Origin of the sequence: Paraburkholderia sp. EG304 (assembly GCF_046543485.1) — a bacterium.
Classification (GTDB): domain Bacteria; phylum Pseudomonadota; class Gammaproteobacteria; order Burkholderiales; family Burkholderiaceae; genus Paraburkholderia; species Paraburkholderia youngii.
On record NZ_JBKGUA010000023.1, the window covers coordinates 72,731 to 98,879 of the forward strand.

At 62.9% G+C, this 26,149-nt stretch carries 26 protein-coding genes; 20 read left to right on the forward strand and 6 right to left on the reverse strand.

All coding sequences use genetic code 11. The features are described from left to right. Positions 1 to 91: 91 nt before the first annotated feature. The 6 genes from ACLFKU_RS25355 to ACLFKU_RS25380 all read left to right on the forward strand — a co-directional run bounded on the left by ACLFKU_RS25355 (position 92) and on the right by ACLFKU_RS25380 (position 6,413). On the forward strand, positions 92 to 1,243 hold the full coding sequence (locus tag ACLFKU_RS25355; RefSeq protein ID WP_410850896.1) for an SRPBCC family protein: 1,152 nt from the start codon (positions 92 to 94) through the stop codon (positions 1,241 to 1,243). A gap of 43 nt (positions 1,244 to 1,286) precedes the next feature. After that, complete coding sequence (locus ACLFKU_RS25360) at positions 1,287 to 2,492, forward strand: ABC transporter ATP-binding protein (RefSeq protein WP_410850897.1); 1,206 nt, start codon at positions 1,287 to 1,289, stop codon at positions 2,490 to 2,492. Positions 2,493 to 2,494: 2 nt separating this feature from the next. Next, positions 2,495 to 3,550 (forward strand): ABC transporter substrate-binding protein, encoded by a 1,056-nt coding sequence (locus ACLFKU_RS25365; RefSeq protein ID WP_368581357.1) that lies wholly within the window; start codon positions 2,495 to 2,497, stop codon positions 3,548 to 3,550. A 39-nt stretch (positions 3,551 to 3,589) separates the two neighbouring features. Continuing rightward, positions 3,590 to 4,846 carry an ABC transporter permease gene (locus ACLFKU_RS25370; RefSeq protein WP_410850898.1) on the forward strand — a complete coding sequence of 419 codons (1,257 nt, stop codon included), beginning with the start codon at positions 3,590 to 3,592 and terminating at the stop codon, positions 4,844 to 4,846. 66 nt (positions 4,847 to 4,912) lie between these two features. Beyond that, entirely contained in the window at positions 4,913 to 5,740 is an 828-nt protein-coding gene (locus tag ACLFKU_RS25375) for an ABC transporter permease (RefSeq protein WP_368581355.1), read from the forward strand. Between the two features lie 232 nt (positions 5,741 to 5,972). After that, complete coding sequence (locus tag ACLFKU_RS25380; RefSeq protein ID WP_410850899.1) at positions 5,973 to 6,413, forward strand: SET domain-containing protein; 441 nt, start codon at positions 5,973 to 5,975, stop codon at positions 6,411 to 6,413. Between the two features lie 79 nt (positions 6,414 to 6,492). Here the strand turns inward: ACLFKU_RS25380 and ACLFKU_RS25385 are convergent, their stop codons facing one another. After that, positions 6,493 to 7,185: a hypothetical protein gene (locus ACLFKU_RS25385; RefSeq protein WP_368581353.1), complete on the reverse strand. Its 693-nt coding sequence runs from the start codon at positions 7,183 to 7,185 to the stop codon at positions 6,493 to 6,495. A 205-nt stretch (positions 7,186 to 7,390) separates the two neighbouring features. Here ACLFKU_RS25385 and ACLFKU_RS25390 point away from each other — a divergent pair, with 205 nt between their 5' ends. Continuing rightward, on the forward strand, positions 7,391 to 7,714 hold the full coding sequence (locus tag ACLFKU_RS25390) for an antibiotic biosynthesis monooxygenase family protein (RefSeq protein ID WP_368581352.1): 324 nt from the start codon (positions 7,391 to 7,393) through the stop codon (positions 7,712 to 7,714). A gap of 221 nt (positions 7,715 to 7,935) precedes the next feature. On the opposite strand, the gene rarD is transcribed toward ACLFKU_RS25390, so the two are convergent. After that, positions 7,936 to 8,829, reverse strand: coding sequence for an EamA family transporter RarD (gene rarD / locus ACLFKU_RS25395; RefSeq protein ID WP_410850900.1), 894 nt, complete (start codon positions 8,827 to 8,829; stop codon positions 7,936 to 7,938). Between the two features lie 266 nt (positions 8,830 to 9,095). On the opposite strand from rarD, the gene ACLFKU_RS25400 reads away from it, so the two are divergent. The 5 genes from ACLFKU_RS25400 to ACLFKU_RS25420 all read left to right on the forward strand — a co-directional run bounded on the left by ACLFKU_RS25400 (position 9,096) and on the right by ACLFKU_RS25420 (position 12,427). Next, the gene (locus ACLFKU_RS25400) at positions 9,096 to 9,314 is read left to right on the forward strand and encodes a hypothetical protein (RefSeq protein WP_368581350.1); all 219 of its coding nucleotides are present in this window, start codon (positions 9,096 to 9,098) and stop codon (positions 9,312 to 9,314) included. An 80-nt stretch (positions 9,315 to 9,394) separates the two neighbouring features. Then, positions 9,395 to 9,703 (forward strand): hypothetical protein, encoded by a 309-nt coding sequence (locus tag ACLFKU_RS25405; protein WP_368581349.1) that lies wholly within the window; start codon positions 9,395 to 9,397, stop codon positions 9,701 to 9,703. A 62-nt stretch (positions 9,704 to 9,765) separates the two neighbouring features. Then, the gene (locus ACLFKU_RS25410; RefSeq protein WP_410850901.1) at positions 9,766 to 11,211 is read left to right on the forward strand and encodes a DEAD/DEAH box helicase; all 1,446 of its coding nucleotides are present in this window, start codon (positions 9,766 to 9,768) and stop codon (positions 11,209 to 11,211) included. Positions 11,212 to 11,284: 73 nt separating this feature from the next. Then, the gene (locus ACLFKU_RS25415; protein WP_410850902.1) at positions 11,285 to 12,082 is read left to right on the forward strand and encodes an alpha/beta hydrolase; all 798 of its coding nucleotides are present in this window, start codon (positions 11,285 to 11,287) and stop codon (positions 12,080 to 12,082) included. Positions 12,083 to 12,085: 3 nt separating this feature from the next. After that, complete coding sequence (locus ACLFKU_RS25420; protein ID WP_410850903.1) at positions 12,086 to 12,427, forward strand: hypothetical protein; 342 nt, start codon at positions 12,086 to 12,088, stop codon at positions 12,425 to 12,427. A 90-nt stretch (positions 12,428 to 12,517) separates the two neighbouring features. On the opposite strand, the gene ACLFKU_RS25425 is transcribed toward ACLFKU_RS25420, so the two are convergent. Together ACLFKU_RS25425 and ACLFKU_RS25430 are read right to left on the reverse strand one after the other, a co-directional pair. After that, positions 12,518 to 13,264: an SDR family NAD(P)-dependent oxidoreductase gene (locus ACLFKU_RS25425; protein ID WP_410850904.1), complete on the reverse strand. Its 747-nt coding sequence runs from the start codon at positions 13,262 to 13,264 to the stop codon at positions 12,518 to 12,520. Between the two features lie 85 nt (positions 13,265 to 13,349). After that, on the reverse strand, positions 13,350 to 14,126 hold the full coding sequence (locus tag ACLFKU_RS25430) for an aspartate/glutamate racemase family protein (protein ID WP_410850905.1): 777 nt from the start codon (positions 14,124 to 14,126) through the stop codon (positions 13,350 to 13,352). A gap of 313 nt (positions 14,127 to 14,439) precedes the next feature. On the opposite strand from ACLFKU_RS25430, the gene ACLFKU_RS25435 reads away from it, so the two are divergent. From ACLFKU_RS25435 to ACLFKU_RS25460, 6 genes are all read left to right on the forward strand, one after another. Beyond that, complete coding sequence (locus ACLFKU_RS25435; protein WP_410850906.1) at positions 14,440 to 15,642, forward strand: branched-chain amino acid ABC transporter substrate-binding protein; 1,203 nt, start codon at positions 14,440 to 14,442, stop codon at positions 15,640 to 15,642. A gap of 25 nt (positions 15,643 to 15,667) precedes the next feature. Beyond that, positions 15,668 to 16,567, forward strand: a complete 900-nt coding sequence (locus ACLFKU_RS25440; RefSeq protein WP_410850907.1) for a branched-chain amino acid ABC transporter permease — start codon at positions 15,668 to 15,670, stop codon at positions 16,565 to 16,567. Positions 16,568 to 16,570: 3 nt separating this feature from the next. Beyond that, a complete protein-coding gene (locus tag ACLFKU_RS25445; RefSeq protein WP_410850908.1) occupies positions 16,571 to 18,379 on the forward strand; it encodes an ABC transporter permease subunit in 1,809 nt (602 codons plus the stop codon). Continuing rightward, positions 18,367 to 19,098 (forward strand): ABC transporter ATP-binding protein, encoded by a 732-nt coding sequence (locus ACLFKU_RS25450; protein ID WP_410850909.1) that lies wholly within the window; start codon positions 18,367 to 18,369, stop codon positions 19,096 to 19,098. Before ACLFKU_RS25445 ends, ACLFKU_RS25450 begins: the two co-directional genes overlap by 13 nt. A 68-nt stretch (positions 19,099 to 19,166) precedes the next feature. Beyond that, complete coding sequence (locus ACLFKU_RS25455) at positions 19,167 to 20,012, forward strand: urea carboxylase-associated family protein (RefSeq protein ID WP_410850923.1); 846 nt, start codon at positions 19,167 to 19,169, stop codon at positions 20,010 to 20,012. Positions 20,013 to 20,044: 32 nt separating this feature from the next. Next, positions 20,045 to 21,289 carry a D-amino acid dehydrogenase gene (locus tag ACLFKU_RS25460; protein WP_410850924.1) on the forward strand — a complete coding sequence of 415 codons (1,245 nt, stop codon included), beginning with the start codon at positions 20,045 to 20,047 and terminating at the stop codon, positions 21,287 to 21,289. Between the two features lie 24 nt (positions 21,290 to 21,313). Here ACLFKU_RS25460 and ACLFKU_RS25465 read toward each other — a convergent pair whose 3' ends face one another. After that, positions 21,314 to 21,808, reverse strand: a complete 495-nt coding sequence (locus ACLFKU_RS25465) for an aminoacyl-tRNA deacylase (protein WP_368581338.1) — start codon at positions 21,806 to 21,808, stop codon at positions 21,314 to 21,316. 279 nt (positions 21,809 to 22,087) lie between these two features. Between ACLFKU_RS25465 and ACLFKU_RS25470 the strand changes: the two genes are divergently transcribed. Beyond that, a complete protein-coding gene (locus tag ACLFKU_RS25470; protein WP_018436237.1) occupies positions 22,088 to 22,336 on the forward strand; it encodes a hypothetical protein in 249 nt (82 codons plus the stop codon). Positions 22,337 to 22,402: 66 nt separating this feature from the next. Here the strand turns inward: ACLFKU_RS25470 and ACLFKU_RS25475 are convergent, their stop codons facing one another. Beyond that, positions 22,403 to 24,145, reverse strand: coding sequence for a tetratricopeptide repeat protein (locus ACLFKU_RS25475; RefSeq protein ID WP_410850910.1), 1,743 nt, complete (start codon positions 24,143 to 24,145; stop codon positions 22,403 to 22,405). A 122-nt stretch (positions 24,146 to 24,267) separates the two neighbouring features. Between ACLFKU_RS25475 and ACLFKU_RS25480 the strand changes: the two genes are divergently transcribed. Beyond that, complete coding sequence (locus tag ACLFKU_RS25480) at positions 24,268 to 26,139, forward strand: beta-galactosidase (RefSeq protein ID WP_410850911.1); 1,872 nt, start codon at positions 24,268 to 24,270, stop codon at positions 26,137 to 26,139. The last annotated feature ends 10 nt before the right edge of the window (positions 26,140 to 26,149 follow it).

The window sequence follows — 26,149 nt, forward strand, 5'->3', positions numbered from 1 at the left end:
CTATGCGCTGCATGCAAAAACAATATTTTACCTAGTAATTTGGATTGTTAGATTGGTGCTCATCGGATGCAAACACTGATGGGGGGCCCCTATGTCAGCCATTCTTCAGTCGACGGACACTGAGCTCGACATCGTTCACGCGCTGCGCGAGAACTGCGAGCGTCCGTTCGAGGATGCACACGCGATGCCGCCGGCCGTCTACACGTCGGAGGCGTTTCTCGCGCTCGAGCAGCGCGACGTGTTTCGCAACGAGTGGTTGTGCGTGGGCCGCGCGAGCGCGCTGGCAGAGACCGGCGACTATCTGACTGCGCAGATCGACGACCAGCCGGTGTTCGTGCTGCGCGATGCGAGCGGTGCGCTACGCGCATTCTCGAATGTGTGCCTGCACCGCATGTCGGTCCTGCTCGAAGGGCGCGGCAACGTGCGCCGGATCGTGTGTCCATATCACGCATGGAACTACACGCTCGATGGCTCGCTCGCGGGCGCGCCGTTGATGGATCAGCAACCGGGCTTCTGCAAAGACCAATACAGGCTGCCTGCCGTGCGCTGCGAGAGGTGGCAAGGCTGGATTTACGTCACGCTCAACGCGCACGCGCCTTCGGTCGAATCGCATCTGTCCGAACTGGCGAAGCTGATCGCGCCATACGGCATGGGCGACTACGTCGAGACCTTCCACGAGGAACACGTGTGGGACACCAACTGGAAGATCCTCGCGGAAAATTTCATGGAGAGCTACCACCTGCCGATGCTGCATCGCGCAACGGTCGGACCGCACTCGAAGCTCGAAGAAATGGAATGTCCGCCGGGTTTGCCTGCGTTCAACTATCACTGGATCACCAAGGAAGCATCGCTGCCGATCGGCAACGCGCATCCGGCCAACACGCGTTTGCAAGGGCACTGGCGCCGCACCACCGCGCTGCTGGCGATCTACCCGACCCACCTGATCACGCTGACGCCCGGCTACTTCTGGTATCTGATCCTGCAGCCGCGCGGCGTCGGCCAAGTGCATATCCGCTTTGGCGGCGGCCTCGCGCCGGAATTCGTCGACGATCCGCGCGCCGCCGAGTACATGTCTACGCTCAAGACCCTGCTCGACGAAGTCAATGCCGAGGACCGGCGCGGCGTCGAGGCGGTGTTTCGCGGCGTGCACGCGCCACTCGCGAAGCCCGGTCATCTGAGCCCACTCGAACGGCCGAATTACGACTTCGCCCGCTACCTGGCGGGACGCGTGGGCGCGACGTGATCCGCCGCCCCACGTAGACCGCCAACACTCTGCCGAGATGCCCATGTCAAGCCAACCATTTATCTCGTTCGACGGCGTCAGCAAGTCATACGACGGCGTGCATAGCGTCGTCGAGGGACTCGATCTCGACGTCGGGCACGGTGAATTCGTTTCGCTGCTCGGTCCGTCCGGTTCCGGCAAGACCACGACACTGATGATGCTGGCGGGATTCGAATCGCCGACCCGCGGCGAAATCCGCCTCGCCGGTAAGCGCCTGGACGACAAGCCGCCGCATCGGCGCGATATCGGCATGGTGTTTCAGAACTATGCGCTGTTCCCGCACATGACGATTGCCGAGAACGTCGCGTTTCCGCTGTCCGTGCGCAAGGTCAGCCGCAGCGAACAGAAAACGCGCGTGACGCGCGTGCTCGACATGGTGGAGTTGTCGCATCTGGCGGGGCGGCGTCCGTCGCAACTCTCGGGTGGCCAGCAGCAGCGTGTCGCGCTGGCCCGCGCGCTGGTTTTCGAGCCGAGCGTGGTGCTGATGGACGAGCCGCTCGGCGCGCTCGACAAGCGCCTGCGCGAAACCATGCAATACGAAATCATGCGGCTGCATCGCGAACTGTCGCTGACGATCGTCTACGTGACCCACGACCAGAACGAAGCGCTGACGATGTCGAACCGCGTCGCCGTGTTTTCCGATGGACGCATCCAGCAGGCCGCCACGCCGACCGAACTCTACGAAAACGCGGCGAATGCATTCGTTGCCAATTTCGTCGGCGAGAACAACGGACTCACTGGCCGCGTCAATTCCGACGGCGGCGAATGGGCCGCGATGCAACTGGCCGACGGCAGCACGGTGCGCGGACGCCCAGGCGCCGGGCTCGCGTCAGGCGATGCGGCGGTGCTGGCGCTGCGACCCGAGCGCGCGCACATCGCCGCAACGCCCGAAGCCGTGCAGGAAGCGACCCGGCAGAACATGAACGTGGTGCACGCGCTGGTCGAGGAGCTCGTCTACTGCGGCGATCATCATCGCGTGCATCTGAAGCTCGGCCATGGCGAAAGCATGGTCGTCAAGGTGCCGAATACACAGCATCATGATCTGCCCGCACTCGGCCGCCAGACCGCCGTGACCTGGCGACGCGACGACTGCAAGGTGCTGCCCGCGATGGCGGCCGCGCCGAAATCCTCCGCCGCGTCCGGCGGCGCCGACTATTCCACTGTTGCCGTTCCCTCGTCCGCCTCGCCACTTATCGCAGGAGCCAACTAGAAATGAAGACCACGTTCTCGTCATTCCGGACCACCCTCGGGGCATGCGCGCTCGGGATGTTTGCCACAGCCACGGTTCACGCGGCCGATACGATTTCCGTCGTCACCTTCGGCGGTGCGTATGAAGCGGCCGCGAAAAAAGCATGGTTCGAACCGTTCACCGCGAAAACCGGCAACCAGTTCTCCACCGAGTCCTACGATGGCGGCCTCGCCAAGCTGCAGGCAATGGAGCAGTCGAAGAACCCGACCTGGGATCTGATCGACCTCGAAACCAACGACGCGATCACCGCCTGCGACGAAGGCCTGATCGCCAAGTTCGACAGGAAGGCCCTCGGCAACACCAGCGACTTCCTGCCGGGCTCGATCAGTGATTGCGCCGTCAGCGCGATGGTGTGGTCCACCGTCTATGCGTACGACAGCAGCAAGCTGAAAACCGCGCCGACCACCATCAACGATTTCTTCGACCTGAACAAGTACCCCGGCAAGCGCGGCATGCGCAAGTCGCCGAAGGTCGCGATGGAATGGGCGCTGATCGCCGATGGCGTGGCGCCCAAGGACGTCTACAAGACGCTCTCCACGCCTGCCGGCGTCGACCGCGCGTTCAAGAAGCTCGACACGATCAAGCCGAGCATCGTCTGGTGGGAAGCGGGTGCGCAGGCGCCACAGCTGCTCGCCGACGGCGCGGTCGTGATGACGCAGGCGTACAACGGCCGTATCGACGACGCCGTGCACAAGGACAAGAAGCCGTTCAAGATCGTCTGGGATGCGCAGGTGTACGACTACGAATGGTGGGCGGTGGTCAACGGTGCGAAGCATGCCGACGCGGCGCAGAAGTTCATCATCGCGTCCTCGACGCCGCAAGCCTATGCGGATCTGTCGAAGTACATCGCGTACGCGCCGCCGCGCAAGGACGCCATTCCGCTGATCGACAAGGCGCGTCTGAACGATCTGCCGACGGCACCGGACAACTTCAAGCGTCCGCTGCAGATTAACGCGACGTTCTGGGCCGACAACGCGGATGCGATCAACAAGCGGTTCCAGAACTGGCTGACGCAGTAACGCCGGATCGAACGAACGTCACCCGAGAGATCGAGCACGATGAATACGCCGCTGCCATCCACCGCCCCTTTCGGCCGCGGCCCGCAGGCCGCGAACCGCGAGTCGTTCCGGGCTGCGCGCCGCAAGGCCGCGATGCGCGCATTGCTGCTGGCTTTGCCGTTGCTGATCTTTCTGCTGGTGACGTTCGTCGCACCGATCGCCAGCCTGCTCGCGCGCAGCGTGCGAAATCCTGAAGTGCGCACCGGCATGCCGCAGTTGAGCGCCGCGCTGGCCGGATGGGACGGCGCGGGCGCGCCCGGCGAACCGGCGTTCGCCGCACTCGCGCACGACCTGAAGGGCGCCAGCGAATCCGGCCAGCTCGGCAATATCGCGCGGCGCATGAACTTCTATCAGCCGGAGTTCCGCAGCCTGCTGTTCAAGACGGCGCGTGCCACACGTTCGGAAACACCCGCGCAATGGAAACCCGCCCTGATCGATCTGGACGAACGCTGGAACACGCCGGAAACCTGGCGTCTGCTCAAGCGTGCGTCGATCTCGCCCACACCCGACTATTTGCTGAACGCCGTCGACGCGCAAGTCGCGCCTGACGGTTCGGTGACGTCCGTCGCGGCGGACAGCGCCATCTTCCGCGCGGCGTTCGGGCGCACGGTCACGATCAGTGCGACGGTCACGCTGCTGTGCCTGGTGCTGGGCTACCCGGTCGCGTATCTGCTCGCGACGCTGCCGGAGAACCAGAGCAACCGGCTGATTCTGTTCGTGATCGTGCCGTTCTGGACCTCGCTGCTGGTGCGCACCACCGCGTGGTATGTGCTGCTGCAACCCGGTGGCGTGATCAATAGCGCGTTGCTCCGCTTCGGCATCATCAACCATCCGCTGCCGCTGATTTTCAATCGCACGGGTGTGTTGATCGGCATGACGCATATCCTGCTGCCCTACATGATCCTCGCGATCTTCTCGGTCATGAAAGGCGTGCCGCCCGTGTACATGCGCGCGGCGAAATCGCTCGGCGCGCATCCGGCCGTGGCCTTCGCGCGTGTGTATATCCCGCAGACGCTGCCGGGTGTCGGCGCGGGATGTTTTCTCGTGTTCGTGCTCGCGCTCGGCTATTACATCACCCCCGCCCTGCTAGGCGGCGCCGGCGACGAAATGATCAGCCAGCTGATCGCGTCGCAGACCAACGATCAGCTCAACTGGGGACTCGCGGGTGCGCTGTCGTGCTATCTGATCGCATTTACAGCGGTGTTCTATTTCATCTTCAACCGGCTGGTCGGTATCGACCGCTTGCGCTTCGGCTGACGCGCCGCGCAAGCGCCGCCAAGTAGTTGTCGCTCATTCGGATAGTTGATCAACAGGCAGACTCAGATGAAAGACGGACGAACCCGGCTACTCTCGGAACGCATCGCTGGCGCCGGACTGCGCGTGCATTGCGCGCTGATTTTCTTTTTCCTCGTCGCGCCGATCCTCGCGATCGTGCCGCTGTCGTTCAACTCCGGCTCGTTCTTCTCGTACCCGATGCAGGGCTTCTCGCTGCGCTGGTACGCGCAGGCGCTGAGTTCGCCGGACTGGCAACGCGCGTTTGCGAACAGCATCGGCATTGGCGCGGCGTCGACGCTGATCGCGACGGTGCTGGGCACGCTGGCCGCGCTCGGCTTGAGCCGCGCGCAGTTTCCGTACCGTTCGATCATCATGCCGATCATCGTGTCGCCGATGATCGTGCCGATCGTCGTCGTCGCGGCGGGGTTTTATCTGGTCTTTTCGCCGCTCGGGCTGGTCAATTCGTACACTGGCGTCGTGCTTGCGCATGCGGCGCTCGGTACGCCCTTCGTGGTGATCACCGTGACGGCTTCGCTGCTGTCGTTCGATCAGAGCCTGCTTCGCGCCGCGTCGGGTTTGGGCGCGCAGCCGTGGGTCGCGTTTCGTCGCGTCACGCTGCCGCTGATCACCCCCGCCGTCGCTACGGGCAGCGTGTTCGCCTTCGCGACGTCGTTCGACGAGGTGATCGTCATTCTGTTCATTGGCGGCCCCGAGCAGCGCACCGTGCCGCGGCAGATGTGGAGCGGCATCCGCGACCAGATCGACCCGTCGATCCTCGCCGTGGCCACACTGCTGATGGCATTCGCGATCGCCCTGTTCGCCTGCATGAACTGGCTGCGCAAGCGCGCGGCGGCAGCCAGCCGCTCATTTGCGTGAGCCGACTGTTGCGCCAGTATGATGACGTGAAGATGCGACTGGATGGCCTCGCTCTGACCGTGGAGCGTTGCTAACCGCTGTGCGGCGAAGCCGGAACTCCTGGCGCGGCGGTCCTTGACAGTTAGTTGCAGTTTTATAAAGAAAAATATTGAGCGCGTGAGTGCGTGACGATATGCTTCGCATCGCCGATAAACCACATGCAACGACCGAGGGTCGGGAAGGAAACGACAACATGCGATTGCGACGCATCACCGCACGACGCTCACCCGTGCATGGCATGGGACTGTTCGCGCTGCAGCCGATCGCCGCAGGCGAACGGGTCATCGAGTACAAGGGGGAAGTGACCAGCTGGCGGCGCGCCGCCGCCCGTCAGCGAGCCGATGCGGGCCACACGTTCGTGTTCGGTCTGTCCGATGGACGCGTGATCGACGGCAGCCGCGGCGGCAACAGCGCGCGCTTTCTGAACCATGCGTGCGCCCCCAACTGCGAGGCCATCGAAACGGGCGACCGGGTGTTCATTCATGCGCTCGCCACCATCGCACCCGGGGAAGAGCTTTTCATCAACTACGGTCTGTCGGTGGACGGTGCGGTCACCGACGACATTCGCGCCCAGTACGCGTGTCATTGCGGTGCACCTACATGTCGTCGAACCATGCTGGGAAATCACGGGTAGTCGCGTCTCGCCGTTGCCAATGCGAACTTGCGACGCAAAGCGGTAGTAACTATTAAGCCGGCGGTTAAAGCAACATGATTTACTGCCCCGGCGGCTCTTTTACCTGGCTCTCTGCCGGTAGGTTAGGCGTATGGCCAGACAGGTTACCGCGGTCGCTTGGCGCTCGAGAACGCATTCTTAACACCTGAAGTTCAAGCGCCGCATTAAATAATTCGTCATGCCGATCCTTCGTCATTTCGCCTGAACGAAGCTGACGTTCGAGAATGAGACAATCAGTTTCGGTTTCGAGCTCAATATCCAAAAGACGGAGCGTGCCGAGCTGCGTAATATCTGGTTGCGCTCGGCCGAGCCCATTCAGCAAAGCATTTCTTATTTGGATGAACTTCGGCAGTCTTTCGCGAAGAAGCGGTGACAGTCGTTGATAATAATCGCCGTCATCCATCAGTTGCTTCATTGCGGAGGACTCGACTATCACTGGCCCGTCTTTCGATGAAGGCACGGCAATATCGTTACCCTCCAACTTCAATTCCCCGATTTGTTTGAGTGACGAGAGCTGGTTCCTGATCGATTTGGCATCTTCGATTGCGGCAAGCAACGCACCGTCCAATCGTTTTTCTGTCGGATCGGACGTAAAGATCAGCGGCCAAAGAAAGAAAAGAACTGCCAAAAGAAGACTCAGAACTCCGACGAAAGTCCCAACAAAAGTGAGCTTGCTGGGTAAAGACCATTTATCCCATTGCTCTTTTGTCGGAATCAGGAGCCAGTTTCGCATTTAAGTGCCCCTATCAGCAACTTCGTTATCCGGAGACCGCTATCCGCCCCAGCTTCGACGGTGATTCCCTGGCAATACAGAAGTATATTGCACGGAAGATAGCTCGTTGACCCGGTTCCAGACACGTGGCTCGACGACGTGACACAGATCGCCGACAATGCGCACTGCAAAGCCATCAATAGCAAATGACCAAAGGAAGGTAACAATGTCTATAGCGAAGACCAGAGCCACTCCCTATTACGCGGTGATCTTCACGTCCATCCGAACCCCCGGGGACAATGGGTACGGAGACATGGCCGATGCAATGGTCGAAGCGGCCGCTAAACAGCCCGGATTCCTGGGTGTCGAGTCTGCGCGGGAGGAACTCGGAATTACGGTTTCCTATTGGGATAGCCTCGAATCCATCGCCGCCTGGAAACGGGATTCAATGCATCTGGTAGCACAACAGGCCGGGCGGGAAAAATGGTACGAATCCTACAAAACCCGCATTTGCCTTGTTGAGCGAGACTACGACTTCTCGAAAATCTAGTTTCCCGCGCCTTGTCTGTTGACTGCGCGGCCCTGCCGGCCGTTCGCGCGACCTGGCTGCCGATGAAAGCCGTGGTCGCGGGTTGACCGGTGCAAGTGCCGAAGATCGAAGAGGATCGCCCGCGTTGTGACACGGCTCGGCCGCTACCCGCCTCCCCTCATCTCACCGTCATGAGCGCTTCCTGCCAGCCCCTGGTGGCGGCGCTCCACCCTTCGAGCTTTTCAAGCCGCCCTGCGCGCCTGCCGCGCAGCGGCCAGCGTGCCACGCAACCCTTCGAACGAGTAGAGCGCGAGTGCTGCCCAGATTGCGCCGTAGCCGATCGCGCGCACGGACCCGAACGGCTCGCCGTAGATCAGCACGCCAGTGAGGAGCTGAAGTGTGGGGGTCACGTACTGGATCAAGCCGAGCATCGAGAGCGGGATGCGTCGCGCCGCAGCCGCGAAGAGCAGCAGCGGCACGGCTGTGATAGGCCCGGCGGCGGCCAGCAGCAGTTGCAATCCGAGCGACGCATGCGCGAAATGGCTCGCGCCGGCCATGCCGATCATCATCAGATAGACGATCGCCACCGGAAAGAGCAGCACCGTTTCGAGCGCGAGGCCTTCGAGCGCGCCGAGCTTTGCAGTCTTGCGCAACAGGCCATAGCCGCCGAACGTCAGCGCGAGCGCGAGGCTGATCCACGGCGGCGCGCCGTTTTGCCAGGTGAGCCAGGCCACGCCGAGCGACGCAAGCGCCACCGCGCACCATTGCAGCGAGCGCATCCGCTCATGCAGGAAAACGAAGCCGAACAACACGTTGATCAGCGGATTGATGAAGTAGCCGAGGCTCGCCTCGACGATATGGCCTGCGTTCACGGCCCAGATGTAGATGCCCCAGTTGGCCGAAAGCAGCGCGGCGCTCGCGAAGAAGCGGCCGACCAGGCGCCTGTCGCGCAGCGCGGGCCGCAGCCAAGCCCAGTGGTGTCGCGCGACGAGCACGGCGAGGATGAACACGAGCGACCACGCCATCCGGTGGGCGAGCATCTCGAGCGCGGGAATCTGGTGGAGCGTCTTGAAGTAGACGGGAAAGAGCCCCCAGATGACGAAGGCGGAAAAGGCGTAGACGATGCCGGGGTTCATGGTTGGTTGTAGTTGGCCGGTGCGCGTGGTCGGTGCTAGGGCGCGCCGGTCGCAAAGATTTTCGCGCTGATTTTACCCGCGCAGTGCAGGCTCCGCTCAGCGCATCGTCGTCAAAAAGGGCCTGCTCTCGCCGTTCAGCGAGCTTTGCTTTTGCTGCCTACGATGTACATGTCGTCTTCGCAGAATGACAGAGCGACCTTGGCGGCGATAACGAGGTCGGGCTCGTCCTACGCGACGACGATCAAGGCAATCGTTTGGAGACGGCCATGCATTTCGACTACCAACAGTTCCACATCGACGCGTCACCTCTGGATGAAGGCGGCCGCTATTACGCTCGCGCAAAGATCTACCGGCGCGCGTCGGCGAGCGGCGATGCCGTCGAGGTAAAGTATTCGGGCGACCTCGGCGATTACCCGTCCGACGTGGATGCGATGGAGGCGGCGCAGCGTTGGGCGATTCAGTGGTGCAACGAGCACTCCGCCTAGGCTTCATTCGCCATCAAGCTCTACGCAAAATAAGCGGCGCATAATGCAAACATCCCTTTGTCAGGACGATGGAGGTGAATGTGACAACCTTTGCTATCGACGCCGTTCGCATCAACCCTGCGAACGACAGGTTCACCCACGTGCGTTGGGCTCCCGTCGATCCGTCGACGCGGGAATGGCTGTCCCCCCCTGCGGTTGTGGAGGTGGTCGAAGTCGTCGCCGCGATCCGCCGGGGAGATGTCGTTTGGTCCCTTTTTACACTCGGCGGCACACGGTATCTCGGGCCAAAAATCGTATCTGTCTCTCACACCGACGGACCCGCCGGGATCGACACGGATGTCCCCGGCGATCATGTCGAAAAATGCATCGACGATTTGCCGCACCTTTGACGGCATACCTTTGACGCCGTCGGGCAGCCGCTAGAATTGCGGTTTTAGCCCGGAATACGTCAATGTCTTTTGCCTCGCTTGGCCTGATCGATCCCCTGCTGCGTAACGTGCAGGGCCTCAATTACCAGACTCCTACGCCGGTGCAGGCCAAGGCGATTCCCGCCGTGCTCAGTGGCAAGGACGTGATGGCTGCAGCCCAGACCGGCACTGGCAAAACCGCGGGCTTTGCGCTGCCGCTGTTGCAACGGCTGGTGCAGCACGGCCCGGCGGTGTCCAGCAATCGCGCGCGTGTGCTGGTGCTGGTGCCCACGCGTGAACTGGCCGAACAGCTGCTGCAAAGCTTTATCGCTTACGGCAAAGGCCTCGACCTGCGATTTCTGGCCGCCTACGGCGGTGTGAGTATCAATCCGCAGATGATGAAATTGCGCAAAGGCGTGGATGTGCTCGTTGCCACGCCGGGCCGTCTGCTGGATCTCAATCGCCAGAACGCAGTGCAGTTCGATCAGGTACAAACGCTGGTGCTGGATGAAGCCGATCGCATGCTCGATCTGGGCTTTGCGCGCGAACTCAACGCCGTGTTTGCCGCCTTGCCCGCTCAGCGCCAGACTCTGCTGTTCTCCGCCACGTTTACCGACGATATCCGCGCGATGGCGGCGAAGATTCTGCACGGCCCGGTCAATATCAGCGTCAGCCCGCCCAATGCCACCGCCAGCAGGATCAAGCAGTGGGTGGTGCCGGTGGATAAAAAGAACAAGCCCGACCTCTTCATGCACCTCGTGGCTGTGAACCGTTGGCAGCACGCGCTGGTGTTCGTCAAAACCCGCAATGGCGTCGATTACCTGGCGGCCGTACTGGATGAAGCCGGCTATGCGGTCGACACCATCCACGGCGACAAACCCCAACCCGCGCGCCTGCGTGCGCTTGAGCGCTTCAAGGCAGGCGAAGTACAAATGCTGGTAGCCACCGACGTGGCCGCTCGCGGGCTTGATATCGACGACCTGCCGCTGGTGATCAACGTTGATCTGCCGATCGTGGCGCAAGACTACGTGCACCGTATTGGCCGGACTGGCCGCGCGGGCGCGAGCGGTGTGGCGGTGTCTCTCGTGTGTGCCGATGAAGCGCCGCAACTGGCAGCGATCGAAGCGCTGATCCGGCAAACGCTGCCCCGTAAAGAAGAGCCGGGTTTTGAAGCCGAACACCGCGTGCCGCAAACCAGCGCGACGGGCCAGATCATCAAGAAGCCCAAAAAGCCCAAGGCACCGAAGGTGCCGCAAGCCGCACCGGGCGCGATTCAGCCGCTCGGCAAAAAACCGCGCCCGCAAAGTGGCGAAAACAAACGCAAGCCTGCGGCGCAGCGCGCCGCGGCCGTTGGCAAAGGCGCACGCTCGTCCAGCGGTAACTCCTTGAGCGCGCCAAAGCCGCGCAGCAAACCCTTCGGCAAGCCCGCTGCGGGTTCACGTAAGCCGGCTGGCAAGCCCGCTGGTGGCCGAGGCAAACGCCAACCCTGATCCGTTGCCGGGGCGACTGCGCGCTAAACTGGGTGCGTGCTATCGAAAAGTTCGGTGGGTCGAGCGCAAGACGATGAAATTCACCCGAATGATGGTCGGCCTCGCCGTCACGTACCTGATCGTGTTAGCCGGAGTCGCCATCTTGCAGGATCGTTTTCTCTACTTCCCTCAGAAGGCCACGATCGAGGAGGTCACCTCCGGCGGACTGCGCGCCTGGCCGACACCGGAGGCGTACCGGGGCCTCGTCGCGGAGCCGGACGGTTCCGCGCGCGCCACGGTCATCGTCTTTCATGGCAATGCCGGGCATGCCGGCCACCGCTCGTTCTATGCCGCAGCGCTCACCCGGCTCGGGATTCGCGTGATTCTCGCCGAATATCCAGGCTACGGACCGCGCACCGGTCCGTTAGGCGAAGCCAGTCTGGTCGACGATGCGCAACAAACCATCGCGCTCGCATATCGCCTCTATGGAGCGCCGCTGCTGCTCATCGGCGAATCGCTCGGGGCCGGCGTGGCGGCTGCGGCCGGCTCGCGTGAACGCGACAGGATCGCAGGCATGATGCTGATCACGCCATGGGATCGGCTCGAGCACGTCGCCGCTCATCACTTTCCGTGGCTGCCCGTGAGGTGGCTGCTGCGCGACCGATACGACAGCGTGACCCACCTGGCGTCGTTCGACCGCCCGATTCTCGTCATGGTTGCCGAACGCGACAGCATCGTCCCTGCGCGCTTCGGCGAGGCGCTTTACAACTCGCTGTCCGCACCGAGAAAGCTCGCGGTGGTGAAGGCGGCTGACCATAACGACTGGATTGGCCACGTCGACCAAACCTGGTGGCGGGAGGCGATGGACTTCCTGCTCACGCCTTCGCATTGAGATATGAAGACGCCACCGGTCCCGTCCAACTCGGCACGCATCTATGTTCTCGATGCGAAGAACCGGCCCGTCGAGGTGTTCGACCACGACGCGTGGTCGCGCTGGATGACGGAAAACGAACTGATCTTCCGCCGCACACTGCTGGACGACTACGGTGTGACGGTCACGACCCGCTTCCGTGGTGTGTCCAATCCGAAAACCGCGGAGGTTCTGCTGTTCGTAACGCGCGTCGCCGGAATGCAGACGCAAGACAACAAGAGCTACGGAGCACGTACGCTCGCTGAGGCGCTGGAGCAGCATGAGCGCATCGTGCAGAAAATCCTCCGGATGATGACGGGGGGGTGAACATCACTGCACGCGACGGTTCCGCGAAGTGGTGAGCCGAGGAGCTCGGGCGTGTATAGCGCGAGCGAACCGCGTGGAGTGTCGTGAGGCTCAGATGAAGCTCACGCCGCCATTGACGGGAATCGTCTGGCCGGTAACAAAGCCGTTGCCGACCACCATCAGCACGACCTGGGCGACCTCGTCGACTTCGCCGAGGCGTCCAACGGGAAGCCGTTCCGCGACGTTCGCGGCCTTCAGCGGCGCGGCCATTTCTGTGTCGATCGGTCCCGGGGCCACGGCGTTCACGGTAATGCCTTCGCGGGCCAGCCGCGCCGCATAACCGCGTGTCAACCCTTCGAGGCCCGCTTTCGAGGCGTTGTAGTGCACCCCAACCAACCCAGCGCCACGGGCAGCGGCCGACGACAGGTTGACGATGCGGCCCCAGCGCTGTGCGCGCATTCCGGGCAGCACCGCCTGCGTGCACAGAAACGCCGATTTCAAATTGACCGCAAGCGTTCGATCGAATTCGGCTTCCGTGAGCCTATCGATATCGACAATCGTCCCGATGCCCGCGTTGTTGACGAGAATACCGACGACGCCAAGGCGGTTTCCCACCTCATCGATCATTGCCTTGACGTCGGACGCAACCGATACGTCGGCTTGCACCGCAATCGCACGGCCTCCCGCACTTTCGATCTGCTCGACGATCCGAGCGGCCTCATTCCCGCGTTGCCGATAGTTGACCGCCACCGCTGCGCCAGCCGATGCAAGCGAGAGGGAAACGGCGCGGCCGATTCCTCGTGATCCGCCGGTCACGAGGGCGACACGATCGTTCAAAGCGGGCAAATGAGCGGGCATGGAAATCCTCCTGTCCTGTGGAACCATCAAAGGGGCTGTGCTCGCGCCCGCCGGGTGCCGCTGCGTCGCGTTTCAAGGTGCAACGTCACAGCGCGAACAGCCGCCCAAGATGAGGCTCGCTATCCCCCACGCCGGCGAGCCGCAACGCGTGCCACGCCATCGCGTAGTTGCTCGAGATCACCGGCTTGCCGATCGCCGCTTCCAGCTCCGGAATTAACGCAGCGATGCGCAAGCTCGTGCACGACACGAAAATCGCGTCCACGTCGCGATTGCGCGCAAGTCGCTCGACGCCAGTTCGCAACGACAGCGCATCGATCCGCGCCACTTCGTTGTCGTTCGCATGCTCGAACGACGCCATGCGCGTAATCCGGTGACCACGCGACTCGATATAGTCGCGCATGTATTCGTTGATCGAACGCACATAGGGTGTGAGCAAGGCCGTACGTTGGACGCCTAGCGCACGAAGCGCCGCCAGCGCCGCGGTGATCGGCGTGGTGCACGCGGCGTCCGCGCGCGCTTCGCGAATCCGCGCGAACACCTTGTCTTCCCCGATCACCATCGACGCGGACGTGCAGCCAAACGCCACCACGTCGATACGCTCGGCCGGACGGATCAACGCGACCGCCGGTGCGATACGGTCCTCCATTTCCGCTAGCCGTTCAGGCATGATGTCCGCCGAGTTATATACACGGCTTTCGTAGAACGCCACGCCCTCCTGCGTCATCAAGCCCCGCCACTCATGCTCAATCGTATGATCGGTGGCGAGCACCACGAGCCCAATCGCGGCGCGGCGGCAGATGCCGTCGTCCAGCGTGAAATCGAGCTTCGTGTACACGTCGTCATGCTGTGCAATCGCACTCATTTCGGAGTCGTCCTGTCTTGTCTCGCATTCGGCTTCGCGAGTCGCTGCCGTCACTGCCTCTTAAAGGTAGAGGATCGAAGGCGCCTTTGTGTAACGGTTTATACGCAAATACCCTATACCGTCCCTTCGAACCCGGCTCCTATCATGAAAGCAGCGCTTTTGTGTCAGCGCTCCGGTGCAAGCCAGCCGTCACGCTGTTGACCTGGTGGGTATGAATCACTCGCAATCGCCCCATTTCCGTCCGCTTTCCGATGTCACCGGTATGCCCGTGTGGCGGATCGTCCGATCCCTCTCACAAAAAGGAGTCGCTAACATGTTTGCTCAGACGATTGGCTGGTCCGGTGCAGAGCGCGGCTCGCGGCGAACGACTGTCGCGGGCATGGCGGCCGCCGTGGCCTTGCTTGCGGGCTTGGTTCCGGGTTCGGCGCAGAGCCAGGGTGCCACCATCAAGATCGGTGTGCCGGTTCCGCTGTCGGGCAGCAGTGCCAATGCCGGCACGGATATCGTCAATGGTGCGAAGCTCGCCGCCGCCAAAATCAACGCGGCCGGCGGCGTGCTCGGCAAGCAGATCGAGCTGGTGCCCGAAGACGACGCCTGTGATGCGCAGACCGCGGTGCAGGCGGCGCAGAAACTCGTCGATGCTGGCGTTGTCGCGGTAGCGGGCGGCTATTGCTCGAGCGCGGCGTTGCCGGAATCGACGACCTTTCATCGCGCCGGGATTCCGTATGTGCTGGATGCGTCGACCAATCCGCAGCTGACCGAGATGGGGTACGACAACGTGTTCCGCACGATCGGCCGTGACGACCAGCAGGGCCCGTTCGCGGCGAGCTTCATGAAGGACGTGCTGCACGCGAAGCACGTGGCGGTGATTGACGACAACACGACCTATTCCAAAGGCCTCGCGCAGAACACCGTGCAAGCGCTGAAGAAGGACGGCGTCGATGTGGTGTACGCCAATTCGATCACGCCCGGTCAGATGGACTACTCACCGACGCTCACGCGGGTCTCCTCACTCAAGCCCGACGTGATCTACTACACGGGCTATTTCTCCGAAGCCGGCCTGATCGTCAAGGAGGCGCGGCAACTGGGTCTGAAAATGACCTTCATGGGCGGCGACGCCACCAACGACCCGACCCTGATGAAGACGGCCGGTCCCGCCGCCGACGGCATGATCATCACGACCGCCCCGCTCGCGCAGTTCCTGAGCGGCGCGCACGCCTACGTCGATGACTATACGAAGGCTTACGGGCAAGGGCCGGGACCGTACTCGGTCTATGAATACGATGCGGTCGGGGTCACGGCGAAAGCCATCGCGGACGCGAAGTCCACCCAGCCAGCCGCGATCACCGCTGCCCTGCACAAGATCCAGAACTACCCGGGCGCGACCGGAACGATTGCCTTCAATCCGAAGGGAGACCGCAGCAAAGCCGTGTACATCACCATCGTCGTGCACGACGACAAATTCGAGCCCTACCAGAGGCAGGATGCGAATGGACATTGGGTGGCGATGAAGTAAGTGCGATTGCGCACCGCGCGCCGTCATGAGCGACTTCTTCCAGTTCGTGATCGAAGGGCTGACGACCGGCTCGTTCTACGCGCTCGTCGCCCTCGGGTACACGATGGTCTACGGAATCATCCGGCTGATCAACTTCGCTCATGGCGACCTGTTCATGGTCGGCGCGTTCATCGGCTGGACCGGCCTGATGGTGCTGGCGTCCGCGCATCTGCCGCTCGCCCTCGCACTGCTGATCGCTCTGGTGGCCGCCATGACGGTCACAGGCGCGCTCGGCCTGCTGATCGAGCGGCTCGCGTATCAGCCGTTGCTGCGCGCGCCGCGGCTGTCGATTCTGATCACCGCGCTGGGCGTCTCGCTGGCGTTGCAAAATGGCGTGCTGCTGATCTACGGCGCGGGCTTTCGCACCTATCCGCATGTGCTGAGCCAGGCGGGGTTCGAGCTCCACGGCGTGCAGATCACGTTCGCGCAGATCGGCATCATCGTCGCAAGCCTGGCGCTGATGCTCGCGCTGTATTTCTTCGTTCATCACACCTTCCTTGGGACCGCGATGCGCGCGCTGGCCATCGATCAGGACGCCGCGCGTCTGATGGGCATCGACGTCGAACGCCTGATCCAGCTCACCTTTCTGCTGGGGTCGGTGCTGGCCGCCGTGGCGGGCGTCATGGAAGGGCTTTACTACACGCAGATCAATTTCTTCATGGGTTTCGTGCTAGGCCTGCGCGCGTTCACCGCCGCCGTCCTCGGCGGTATCGGCAACATCCCGGGCGCGATGGCGGGCGGCATCCTGATCGGCCTGCTCGAAGCCTTCGGCGCGGCCTATGTCTCTTCCCAATGGACCGACGTGTTCGTGTTCGGCGTGCTGATCGCGGTGCTCGTGATCAAGCCGACCGGGCTGTTCGGCGAACGCGTCGTCGAGAGAATGTAGTTTATGAGCGCCCGTCAGGCTTCCGCGCGCTGGGCCAGGCCTGTCGGCGCTGCTCTTTTGGCCGCCGCCGTGGCGCTGCCCGCGGTCGCCAGCAACTATGTGGTCGATGTCGGCCTGACCATCGTCACCTATTCGATCCTGGGTCTTGGGCTGAACATCGTGGTCGGTTACGCCGGACTGCTCGATCTGGGCTATGCAGCCTTCTTCGCGATCGGCGCGTACACGACGGCGTTGCTGGAAACCCTGCTGCACTTCTCGTTCTGGGATACGCTGCCGTTCAGTCTGGCGTTCACCGCGGTATCGGGCATCGTGATCGGCTACCCCACCCTGCGCCTGCGCAGCGACTATCTGGCGATCGTCACGCTGGGGTTCGGCGAAATCACGCGTATCGTCGCCACCAATCTCGACATCACAGGTGGCCCGAACGGCATCTTCGGCATCGCGAGCCCGAGCCTGTTCGGCTTCGAGATCAGTTCGCCGCAAGCGCTCTACGAACTGGGCATGGCGTTCCTCGTGGTCGTGCTCGTGTTCGCGATCCGGCTCGGCCGTTCGCGGTTGGGGCGCGCCTGGACCAGCATCCGCGAGGACGAGGCGGCTGCCGAGGCCGTCGGCGTGCCGACGCTGCGCGTCAAGCTGCTCGCCTATGTGATGGGCGCGTTGATCGGCGGGCTGGGCGGCAGTCTGTTCGCCGCCCGCTTCGGCACCATCGATCCGACCGGCTTCACGTATCTGCAATCGGTCACGATCCTGATCGTCGTCGTGCTCGGCGGGCGCGGCAGCATTCCCGGCGTGATCCTCGGCGCCATCATCGTCGCCGGCTTGCCGGAAATACTGCGTTTTCTCAACCTCTGGCGCATTTTCGCTTTCGCGATCGGGCTCGTGATCCTGATGCTGCTAAGGCCGCAGGGCTTGTGGCCAGCGCCGTTGCGCCGGGTCGCGCCGGCGCGCAAGGGCGCTGACGCCGATCGGGCTCCGGTGCCCAGCCACGCCGTCACCGACGAGACCTTGCTGGAGGTACGCGACATGCAGCGCCGCTTCGGCGGCGTGCTGGCGGTCGGCGGTGTCAGCTTCGCGGTGAAGAGCGGCGAGATCGTGAGCCTGATCGGTCCGAACGGCGCCGGCAAGACGACCGTGTTCAACTGCCTGACCGGCGTGATCCGCCCGACCGGCGGTCAGATCGTCTGGTGCGGAGAACGGCTTGCCGGCGGCGCGCCTCATCGCATCGTCCATCAAGGGATGGCGCGCACGTTCCAGGGCATCCGCCTGTTCGGCCACATGACGGCCTTCGAAAACGTGCTGACCGGCATGGATCATCGGCTTCGGACACCGCTCGCCGCCGAGCTTCTGGCGTTGCCGTCCGCGCGCGCCGAGGCGGCCGACCATTCCACCGAGGGCCTACGCTGGCTCGCCTTCGTCGGTCTTGCCGGCAGGTCGGGCGAGCGCGCCGCCGATCTGCCCTACGGCGACCAACGCAGGCTGGAGATCGCCCGTGCGCTCGCCAGCAGCCCGCGACTGCTGCTGCTCGACGAGCCGGCAGCGGGCATGAACCCGACAGAGAAACGCGCGCTGATGGAACTGATCCGGCGGATCCGGGATCATGGCGTGACGGTGCTGTTGATCGAGCACGACATGATGCTGGTGATGGGCGTGTCGGACCGGATCATCGTGATGGATCACGGCGTCATCATCGCCGAGGGCCCGCCCGCCGCGATCCAGGCGGACCCGCGCGTGATCGATGCCTATCTCGGCACAGCCGAAAAGGACGAGGCGAGCGACGATACCGCCGGGGAGAAATCGCTGTGGGACTCCTAGAAATCCGCGATCTGCGTGTCAGTTATGGGACTGTCGAAGTGCTGCACGGCATCTCGCTGGACGTCGCACAGGGCGAGGTCGTCGCGTTGCTAGGCAGCAACGGCGCGGGAAAAACGACCACACTGCGGGCGATTTCCGGATTGATCCGGCCGCGCGCGGGCAACATTGCGATGGACGGCCAGCGCCTGACGGGATTGCGCGCACACCAGATCGTGGCGCTGGGTTTGGGTCACGTGCCGGAGGGGCGGCGCATTTTCGGGGCGCTGACGGTGGAGGAAAACCTGCATCTGGGCGGCTATCTGATCCGGCGCGACAGTACCGCATTGCAACAGCGAAGGGATCAGCTGTATGCGACTTTCCCCCGGCTCGGCGAGCGCCGCAGCCAACTGGCAGGCACGCTCAGCGGCGGCGAACAGCAGATGCTGGCGATTGCCCGAGCTCTGATGCTGCGCCCGCGTATCGTCGTGCTGGACGAACCATCGATGGGACTCGCGCCGAAGCTGGTCCGCGCGATCTTCGGCATGGTCGCCGACATTTGCCGCGAAGGCACTTCGATACTGCTGGTCGAGCAGAACGCCCGCCAGGCGCTGCGAATCGCGCATCGGGCCTACGTGCTGGAAAGTGGGCGCATTGCGCTCGCGGGGTCCGCCCGCGAGCTGGCTCAGGACAGCCGGGTCCGCGCTGCCTATCTGGGGGGCAGTGCCATGTCGGCAGAGTGACCCGCCGACCGAGCCGCGCGAGGAAATCCTAATACAGGCTCAGGCCTGAGTTCGAGGGAGAACGCATGATGCTGAATTACCCTGCTGCCTATCAGTCCACCAAAGGCTCGGCGCTCGACGTCGACAAGACGTTCTATCAGCGCATCGCCTCACAGCACGACACCCGCACGCTGGTCGAATCGATCGTCGTGCCGATCCGCTCGGGGCGAGCGTGGACCGTGCCGGCCGGCCACGTGTTTCGCATTGTCACGATCGAAGGCCCGCAGGTTGCCGACCTGAACATGTGGAACCGGCACAACCCGCGCGAGCGCATGTGGGCATCGCGCACGCGCCAGTTGCAGCAGGCGCACGTGAGCACGTTCGACCGTCTGTGGTCGACGCTGCCATTCCTGCGTCCGATGGTGACCATCACCGATGACAGTCTCGCCGGCTACGGCGTCGACGAGCACGGCGGCCGTGTCCACGATCTGCTCGGCACGCGCTGCGATCCCTACGTGAACCGCATGCTGACCGGCGAGGATTTTCATTTCCACTGCCACTCGAACCTGACGCGCGCCATCGCCCCGTATGGCTTGACCGAATACGACGTCCACGACGTGCTCAACGTGTTCCAGTGCACCGGCCTGAATCTCGACGACAAATACTTCATGAAGGCGTGTCCGGCAAAGAAAGGCGACTACCTCGAATTCTTCGCGGAGATCGACTTGCTGTGCGCACTGTCGACCTGTCCGGGCGGCGATCTGTCGGTGCCGATGTGGGGACCCGACGCGCGCGATCCGCTGGAAGTGTGCCGGCCGCTCGGCATCGAGGTCTGGCAACTCGCGCCGCAAATGCTGGACGGCTGGACGCCGCCGGCTGTGGCTGCCTACAAGGGGCAGCACGGCATGGTGCTGAATCAGCCGCAATGGAAGTGAGAGCGCCGCAGCCCCCTGTATCTCAGGACATTATGAAAATTATCGTGCTCGGTGGCGGGGTGGTCGGTGTGACGACCGCGTACCAGTTGCAGAAAGACGGCCATGAGGTCGTGATCGTCGAGCGGCAGCCTTTAGTCGCCGCGGAAACCAGTTGGGGTAACGCGGGCATGATCGCGCCCGGGCATTCCTTCGTCTGGTCCTCGCCGAAAGCGCCAATGATTCTGCTCAAATCGCTGGTGCTGAAAGATCAGGCGTTGCGCTTCAAGTTCTCGGCGGACCCGAGGCTTTACAGCTGGTCGTGGCGTTTCCTGATGGAATGCACATCGGAGAAGGCACGCCGCAATACCCTGCTCAAGCATCGGCTTGCCGCGTATTCGCAGCGAGTACTACAGGATGTAATCGCCGAGGAGGCCATCGAATACGATCGAAATGCGCGCGGAATTCTGTATCTCCATCGGACTCAGGAGGCGCAGGACCGCGGAATCGAACACATGAAGCTGCTGGAATCCGATGGGCAGGTCATCAGGGTCCTCAACCCCGATGAGGTGGTCGCGCTCGACCCGTCGCTGGCTTCGGCAAAAGACCGGATAGCGGGCGCCATTCACTGCCCAACCGATGAGACCGGAGACCCTGCGAAATTCACCCGCGCCCTTGCGGAAAAGATCGTCGCGCGTGGCGGCACGCTTCTGAGCGAGACGACTATCGACGGCTTCGAAACCGCCGGGCAGGACATAGTCGGCACGAGAACGAGCCGAGGCCTTGTCAAAGGCGACGCGTATGTGCTCGCCCTCGGCCCCTATAGTCCGGTTCTCGCCCGACAGATCGGCATCGATCTTCCGATTTATCCGATCAAGGGATACTCGCTGACGATTCCCATCGACGGCCGGCCCATGCCGCCCGCCGTTGCAGCGGTCGACGAGCACAACCTGGTCGCAATCTCGCGCTTCGGCGACCGGATCCGGGTCACCGCGACGGCCGAGTTTGCCGGCTACGACACGAGCCACAAGCCTTCTGATTTTGCGTTCATGAAGAGCGTGACGCAGGAACTCTACCCGGCCGGCGCGAACTACGATCGCGCCGAAATGTGGGCCGGACTCAGGCCGATGACGCCAACCAACCTGCCGTTTTTTGGCCGCAAGAGGTACCGCAATCTTTATCTAAATACCGGTCACGGGCACATCGGCTGGACGATGTCACACGGATCGGCTCGAATCACGGCCGACCTGATCGCGGGACGAATCCCCGCGATTCCGATGGTTGGGCTGCTTTGCGACTGACGGCGGCACCACCCGGGCCCCGCCTCAGGCCCGGCCGCTGCCCAGCCCTCGCATCCGCCGTGCGAAATGCGCGCGCTCCGCATCGCCCATCAGCGCGAGAAACTGATCCGCTTCCATATGGATCAGTTCTTCGTGATCGCCCGCCTCGAAGTAGACGTCCGGCTGACCTGCCAGGCTCGATTCCAGGTAGGTTTTCATGCCATACGCCATACAAATCGGCGGCACCGCTCCGGCATCGCAGTCCTTGAACAATTCACGCAGTTCGACTTCCGTGGCGAGAGCAAGCCGGCGCCCGGTCTTGCTCCAGAACTCGGAGAGCTGCACGGCGTAAGTCGATGGCAGCACGGCGGCCACATAGCCGTGTTCGTCTTCGAGCAGCACGGTCTTGGCAAGGCGGTCACCCGGAATGTGCGCCGCGGCAGCCGTTTCGACACTCGAGTGGCTGTACGGATGACGCACGACTTCGTAGCGGGAACCCTTGCTGCGCAGGCACTCCTGCAAGGTTGGCGACATCGCCATGGCACACCTCCTGTCGAAGATCTGAAAAGGAATGAACACTTGCGATCTTTTCAGAATAGTTCACGCACCGGCAATCCGCACGCCGGCTGAATGCGCGGAAATGAGCGGCGGATCAGGTCGACGCAAGTGCAGCGTGCATCGGTGAGCGGCGCCGCAACTTCGCGTGACAAGCGGCGCAAAGGCCTAGAATGAAAGCACGGTTTGTACCTTATAAGGGGCCGGCTATGTCTCGATCGATCACGCGTTTTTCGGCGAGACTCAGCCCAAAGGAGGCGCCCAATGTCAGTGATCGCACCCGACGAAAGGGCTGATTTTCTCGCCGTCCTGCGTCGGCACCATCTCGCCGAATCCGACTTTGTGCTTCAGGAGACCGGAGCGACCGATATCGTCGACGAGGTCTACCCGCTGAGGGGCAGTGTCACCGTCGTTCGCACGTCGTCACTGCGGGAACGGGAGTACCAGACCGGACACGGCACGGCGTGGACAGTCGAGTTCGAGAAAGACGTGATCCGGGGCGTATTCGGCTGAGCGCCGACAGGCGACGGTTTCCCCCACTGCTCTGACTCTGTGGCGGCGCTGTCGCTTGCCTCGGATCTATGGCGCCCGCGTTGAATCGATGAGCTCGTCGGCCTCGCGTTCCAATGCGTCGCCTTCCGCCGAACGTTGCGTGTGGCTGAGCAGGCTGCCCAAATTTCGCAACGTGCGTGCTTCATCCTGCCGCCAGGTCAACGGATCGTCGTGGGCGAGCTTGCGGTACAGATCCAGCGCCCGGCGCCATACGTCTTCCGCTTCGCGCGGCCTGCCCGTGCGGCTGTAGAGCACGCCCAGATTGTTCAGTATCCGTGCCTCGTCAGGCTGGTACGCGACGGGCGCATCGCGCGACAGCGCGTGGACGATCCGCAGCGCGTCCTGGTAGGTCTGCAGCGCCTTGGCCGGCTGCCGTTCGAGGCGGTACAGCACGCCCAGATTGCCCAGTGTATGCGCGAGGTCTGGCTCGTAAATCGCGGGATTTTCCCGGGCGAGCTGTTGACGGATCTTCAGAGCTTGCCGGTAAGCGTGCTCCGCTTCCGGCAGCCGCCCGCTTGCGCTGTAGAAGTTCCCGAGGTTATTCAGCGTGCGCGCAAGCGCCGGACGCCACGCGGCGGGATTGTCATGTTCGAGTGCGCGCTGGATGCTGAGCGCTTCGAGGTAGGCGAGTTCCGCGTCATGGGTGCGCTGGGTCGCACTGTAGAGGATACCGAGGTCGTTGAGCGTCATCGCGACCGCGGGCCGGTACTTTGCCGGGTCCTGCCGGGCCAGCGCACGGTCGAGGGCCAGAGCTTCGCGCCACGCGTCGGCCGCATCCTGCAGACGCTGCGTGTCGCGGTACAACGTTGCGAGGCTATCGAAGGTGTTAGTCACTGCGGGACCGTAGGCCGAAGGGTCCACGCGCGCGAGCGCCCAGTAGACTTCGAGCGCGTGCAGCCATGCGGCTTCGGCTTCCTTCTGCTGCCGCAGCATCACATACAGACTCCCGAGCTTGCCGAGCGTGCGCGCGACGGACGGCTGCCATGCGGTAGGCCTCTGTTGCGCAAGCGTCCGATACTGAACCAGCAGCGCCCGATACACCGGCTCGGCACGCTCGGGCTCGTGCTGCGCGAGCAGCGTGTCGGCGAATGCCGCGGCAATGTTCGTATCGTCGGGTTGCAGCGTATGGGCATGCTCCAGGTACGGCAGCGCGTTCCATGGCATGAAGCGAAGCAGTTCGATGTTCGCCGCTTCGTAGTTGCGCGCGGCGCTTAGCTGTACGTTACCGGCTGCATCTGCCAGGAGCCGCGTGAGCAACGCAGATGCGTGATCCAGATCGAGGCGCCTCACGGCGGCGGCGGCCTGCAATTCGGTGGGGGCCGTGCTGTGCGTAATCGATAACCTGCGCAGCAGCTCTTCATAACGTGCGTTCCATTCCGAAGCCTCGGCTGCGAGGTCGATGTCGGAGCGCGTCCTGATCTGCGATGCGAGGGTTTCGAGGATCGGTTCGAAGTTGGCGAGCGCGGCTTCGTTGGTGGCTTCGTCGTGATCAGTCTGCGAGAAGATCGCGTGCAGCATCGTGTTGGCCGCGCTCGCCAGCGCGGCACGTTGCTCGGCGGAAAGCCCGTCGTGCTTCACCGCGCGGTTCAGGCGTTCGGTGACGCGTAAGAGCGCGGGCGCGGAGACAGCGCAGCGGGTCCGCACTGCGAGTCCATCCTTGACGGCGACCTCGGAGAACGACGGCACACACGCACCGGACGCCCCCGCAGCGGCGCATGCGGTGGACAGCGCGGCCATCGCGATGCCGGACAAAATCTTGCCCGTACTCATTTGCGGTCAGGCCTACAGAATTACCGCTACAGCGTTGCGCGGCGCATCGCATTCGCCCGGAATGCCGAAATGCCGTCGCGTGTATTCATTCTATCGAATACAGTTAGCCTACATTCGCCAACTTGATAACGTCCATCGTGAAACTCGAACGTGGCCACACCTTCTCGTTTAGCCCCGACGGCGAACACTTCCTGCTCGACGGCCTGCCGTTCCAGATTCGCAGCGGCGAGATGCATCCAGCCCGTATCCCACGCGAATACTGGCGACACCGGATCCGCATGGCAAGGGCGATGGGGATGAACTGCATCGCGTTGTACATCATGTGGAATTACCACGAGACGCACAGCGGCGTGTTCGACTTCCATAGCGGTAACCGCGATATCGAGGCCTTCATCCGCCTATGCCAATCCGAGCAGATGTGGGTGCTGTTGCGTCCCGGGCCTTACGTTTGCGCAGAGTGGGACCTGGGCGGCCTCCCTTCGTGGCTGTTGCGCGATCCGGACATCCAGTTGCGGACCGACTCGGCCACCGATCCTCGCTACATGGCGGCGGTGGCTCGCTATATCGACGAACTGGTTCCGCGTATCAAGCCATTGATGTGCGAGCACGGCGGTCCGATCCTGATGATCCAGATCGAAAACGAATTCGGTTCGTATGCGAGTAATCCGGCTTACCTCGAGGAGCTCAGGCAGCTTTGGCTCAAAGGAGGCATAACCGGGCCGTTCTACACCGAAGACGGTCTCGCGCAACTGGAACGCAATCACACCACGGTGACCGGCGGCGCGATCGCGCTGAGCAACGGCAATGCAGCGCAAATCGCAACGTTGCGCCGCAAGTTCCCCTTGGTGCCCGCGATGGCCGGCGAGGTGTATCCGGGGTGGCTTACCCATTGGGGCGAAGCGGGCTTCGCGGGCGTGGACTACGACCTGTCCAGCATCCTGGCCACGTTCATGCAGGCGCGACTGTCGTTCAACCTGTATGTGATTCACGGCGGCACGAGCTTCGGCTTTTTTGCCGGCGCTAACGTGGACGATGCAGGCAACTATCAGCCCGACATCACGAGCTACGACTACTGCGCGCCGATCAACGAGCAAGGCATGGCGACGCCGAAGTACTTCAAGTATCGAGACCTGATCTCCAGCTATCTGCCGGAACCGTTGCCAGCCATACCCGACGCCATCGCCACGCTTGACTGCGCAAGCGTTGGGGTCTTGATGCCGACGCTCTATGCGTCGATCTGGGATAACCTGCCCGCGGCACTGCCGCGCGAGCAAGGCCTCGATCCGCAGTCGTTTGAACATTACGGTCAGGCGTTTGGCTTCGTGCTGTATCGCAAGCTTTTGCCGAAGCACGCGAGCGGCGTGCTTGATATCAGCGGCGTCCACGACTATGCAACCGTTTTCGTTGGAGAACAGTACGCGGGCGGCGTATCGAGAGCGCAACTGCCGCGCAGGTACGCGCGGTCGCTTCACATGATGCACCGCGCGCCGCTTGCGCTGCCTTCGGTGCGGCAAAATCAAGAGGCGATCCCGGACGGTCCCGTACCGCTGGAGATGCTCGTCGAGGCCATGGGGCGCGTCAACTTCGGACCCGCGCTCGTCGACCGCAAAGGTCTGCTCGAACCGGTCACGATGCAACACGTAGACGGCTCAGTCTCGTTGATCGAGGAATGGGACGTCCACCTGTTGCCGATGGATGACACGTTCATCGCTAACCTCAACGAAGCGTGCACGAACCCGAGCAAACCCGGTCTCTTTTTCAAGGCGAATGTGCTGCTGACTGAAGTCGGCGACACGTGGCTCGACATGAGCAATTGGACCAAGGGTCTCGTCTGGGTCAATGGTCACAACCTGGGACGCTACTGGAACATCGGCCCGCAAAGGCGCTTGTATTGCCCGGCGCCGTGGCTCGTGCAAGGTAACAACGAGGTGCTGGTCTTCGACCTCCATCAGATCGACGCGAAGCCGATTCCACTCGCCGATCGCTTGTACTAGCGCGCACGCC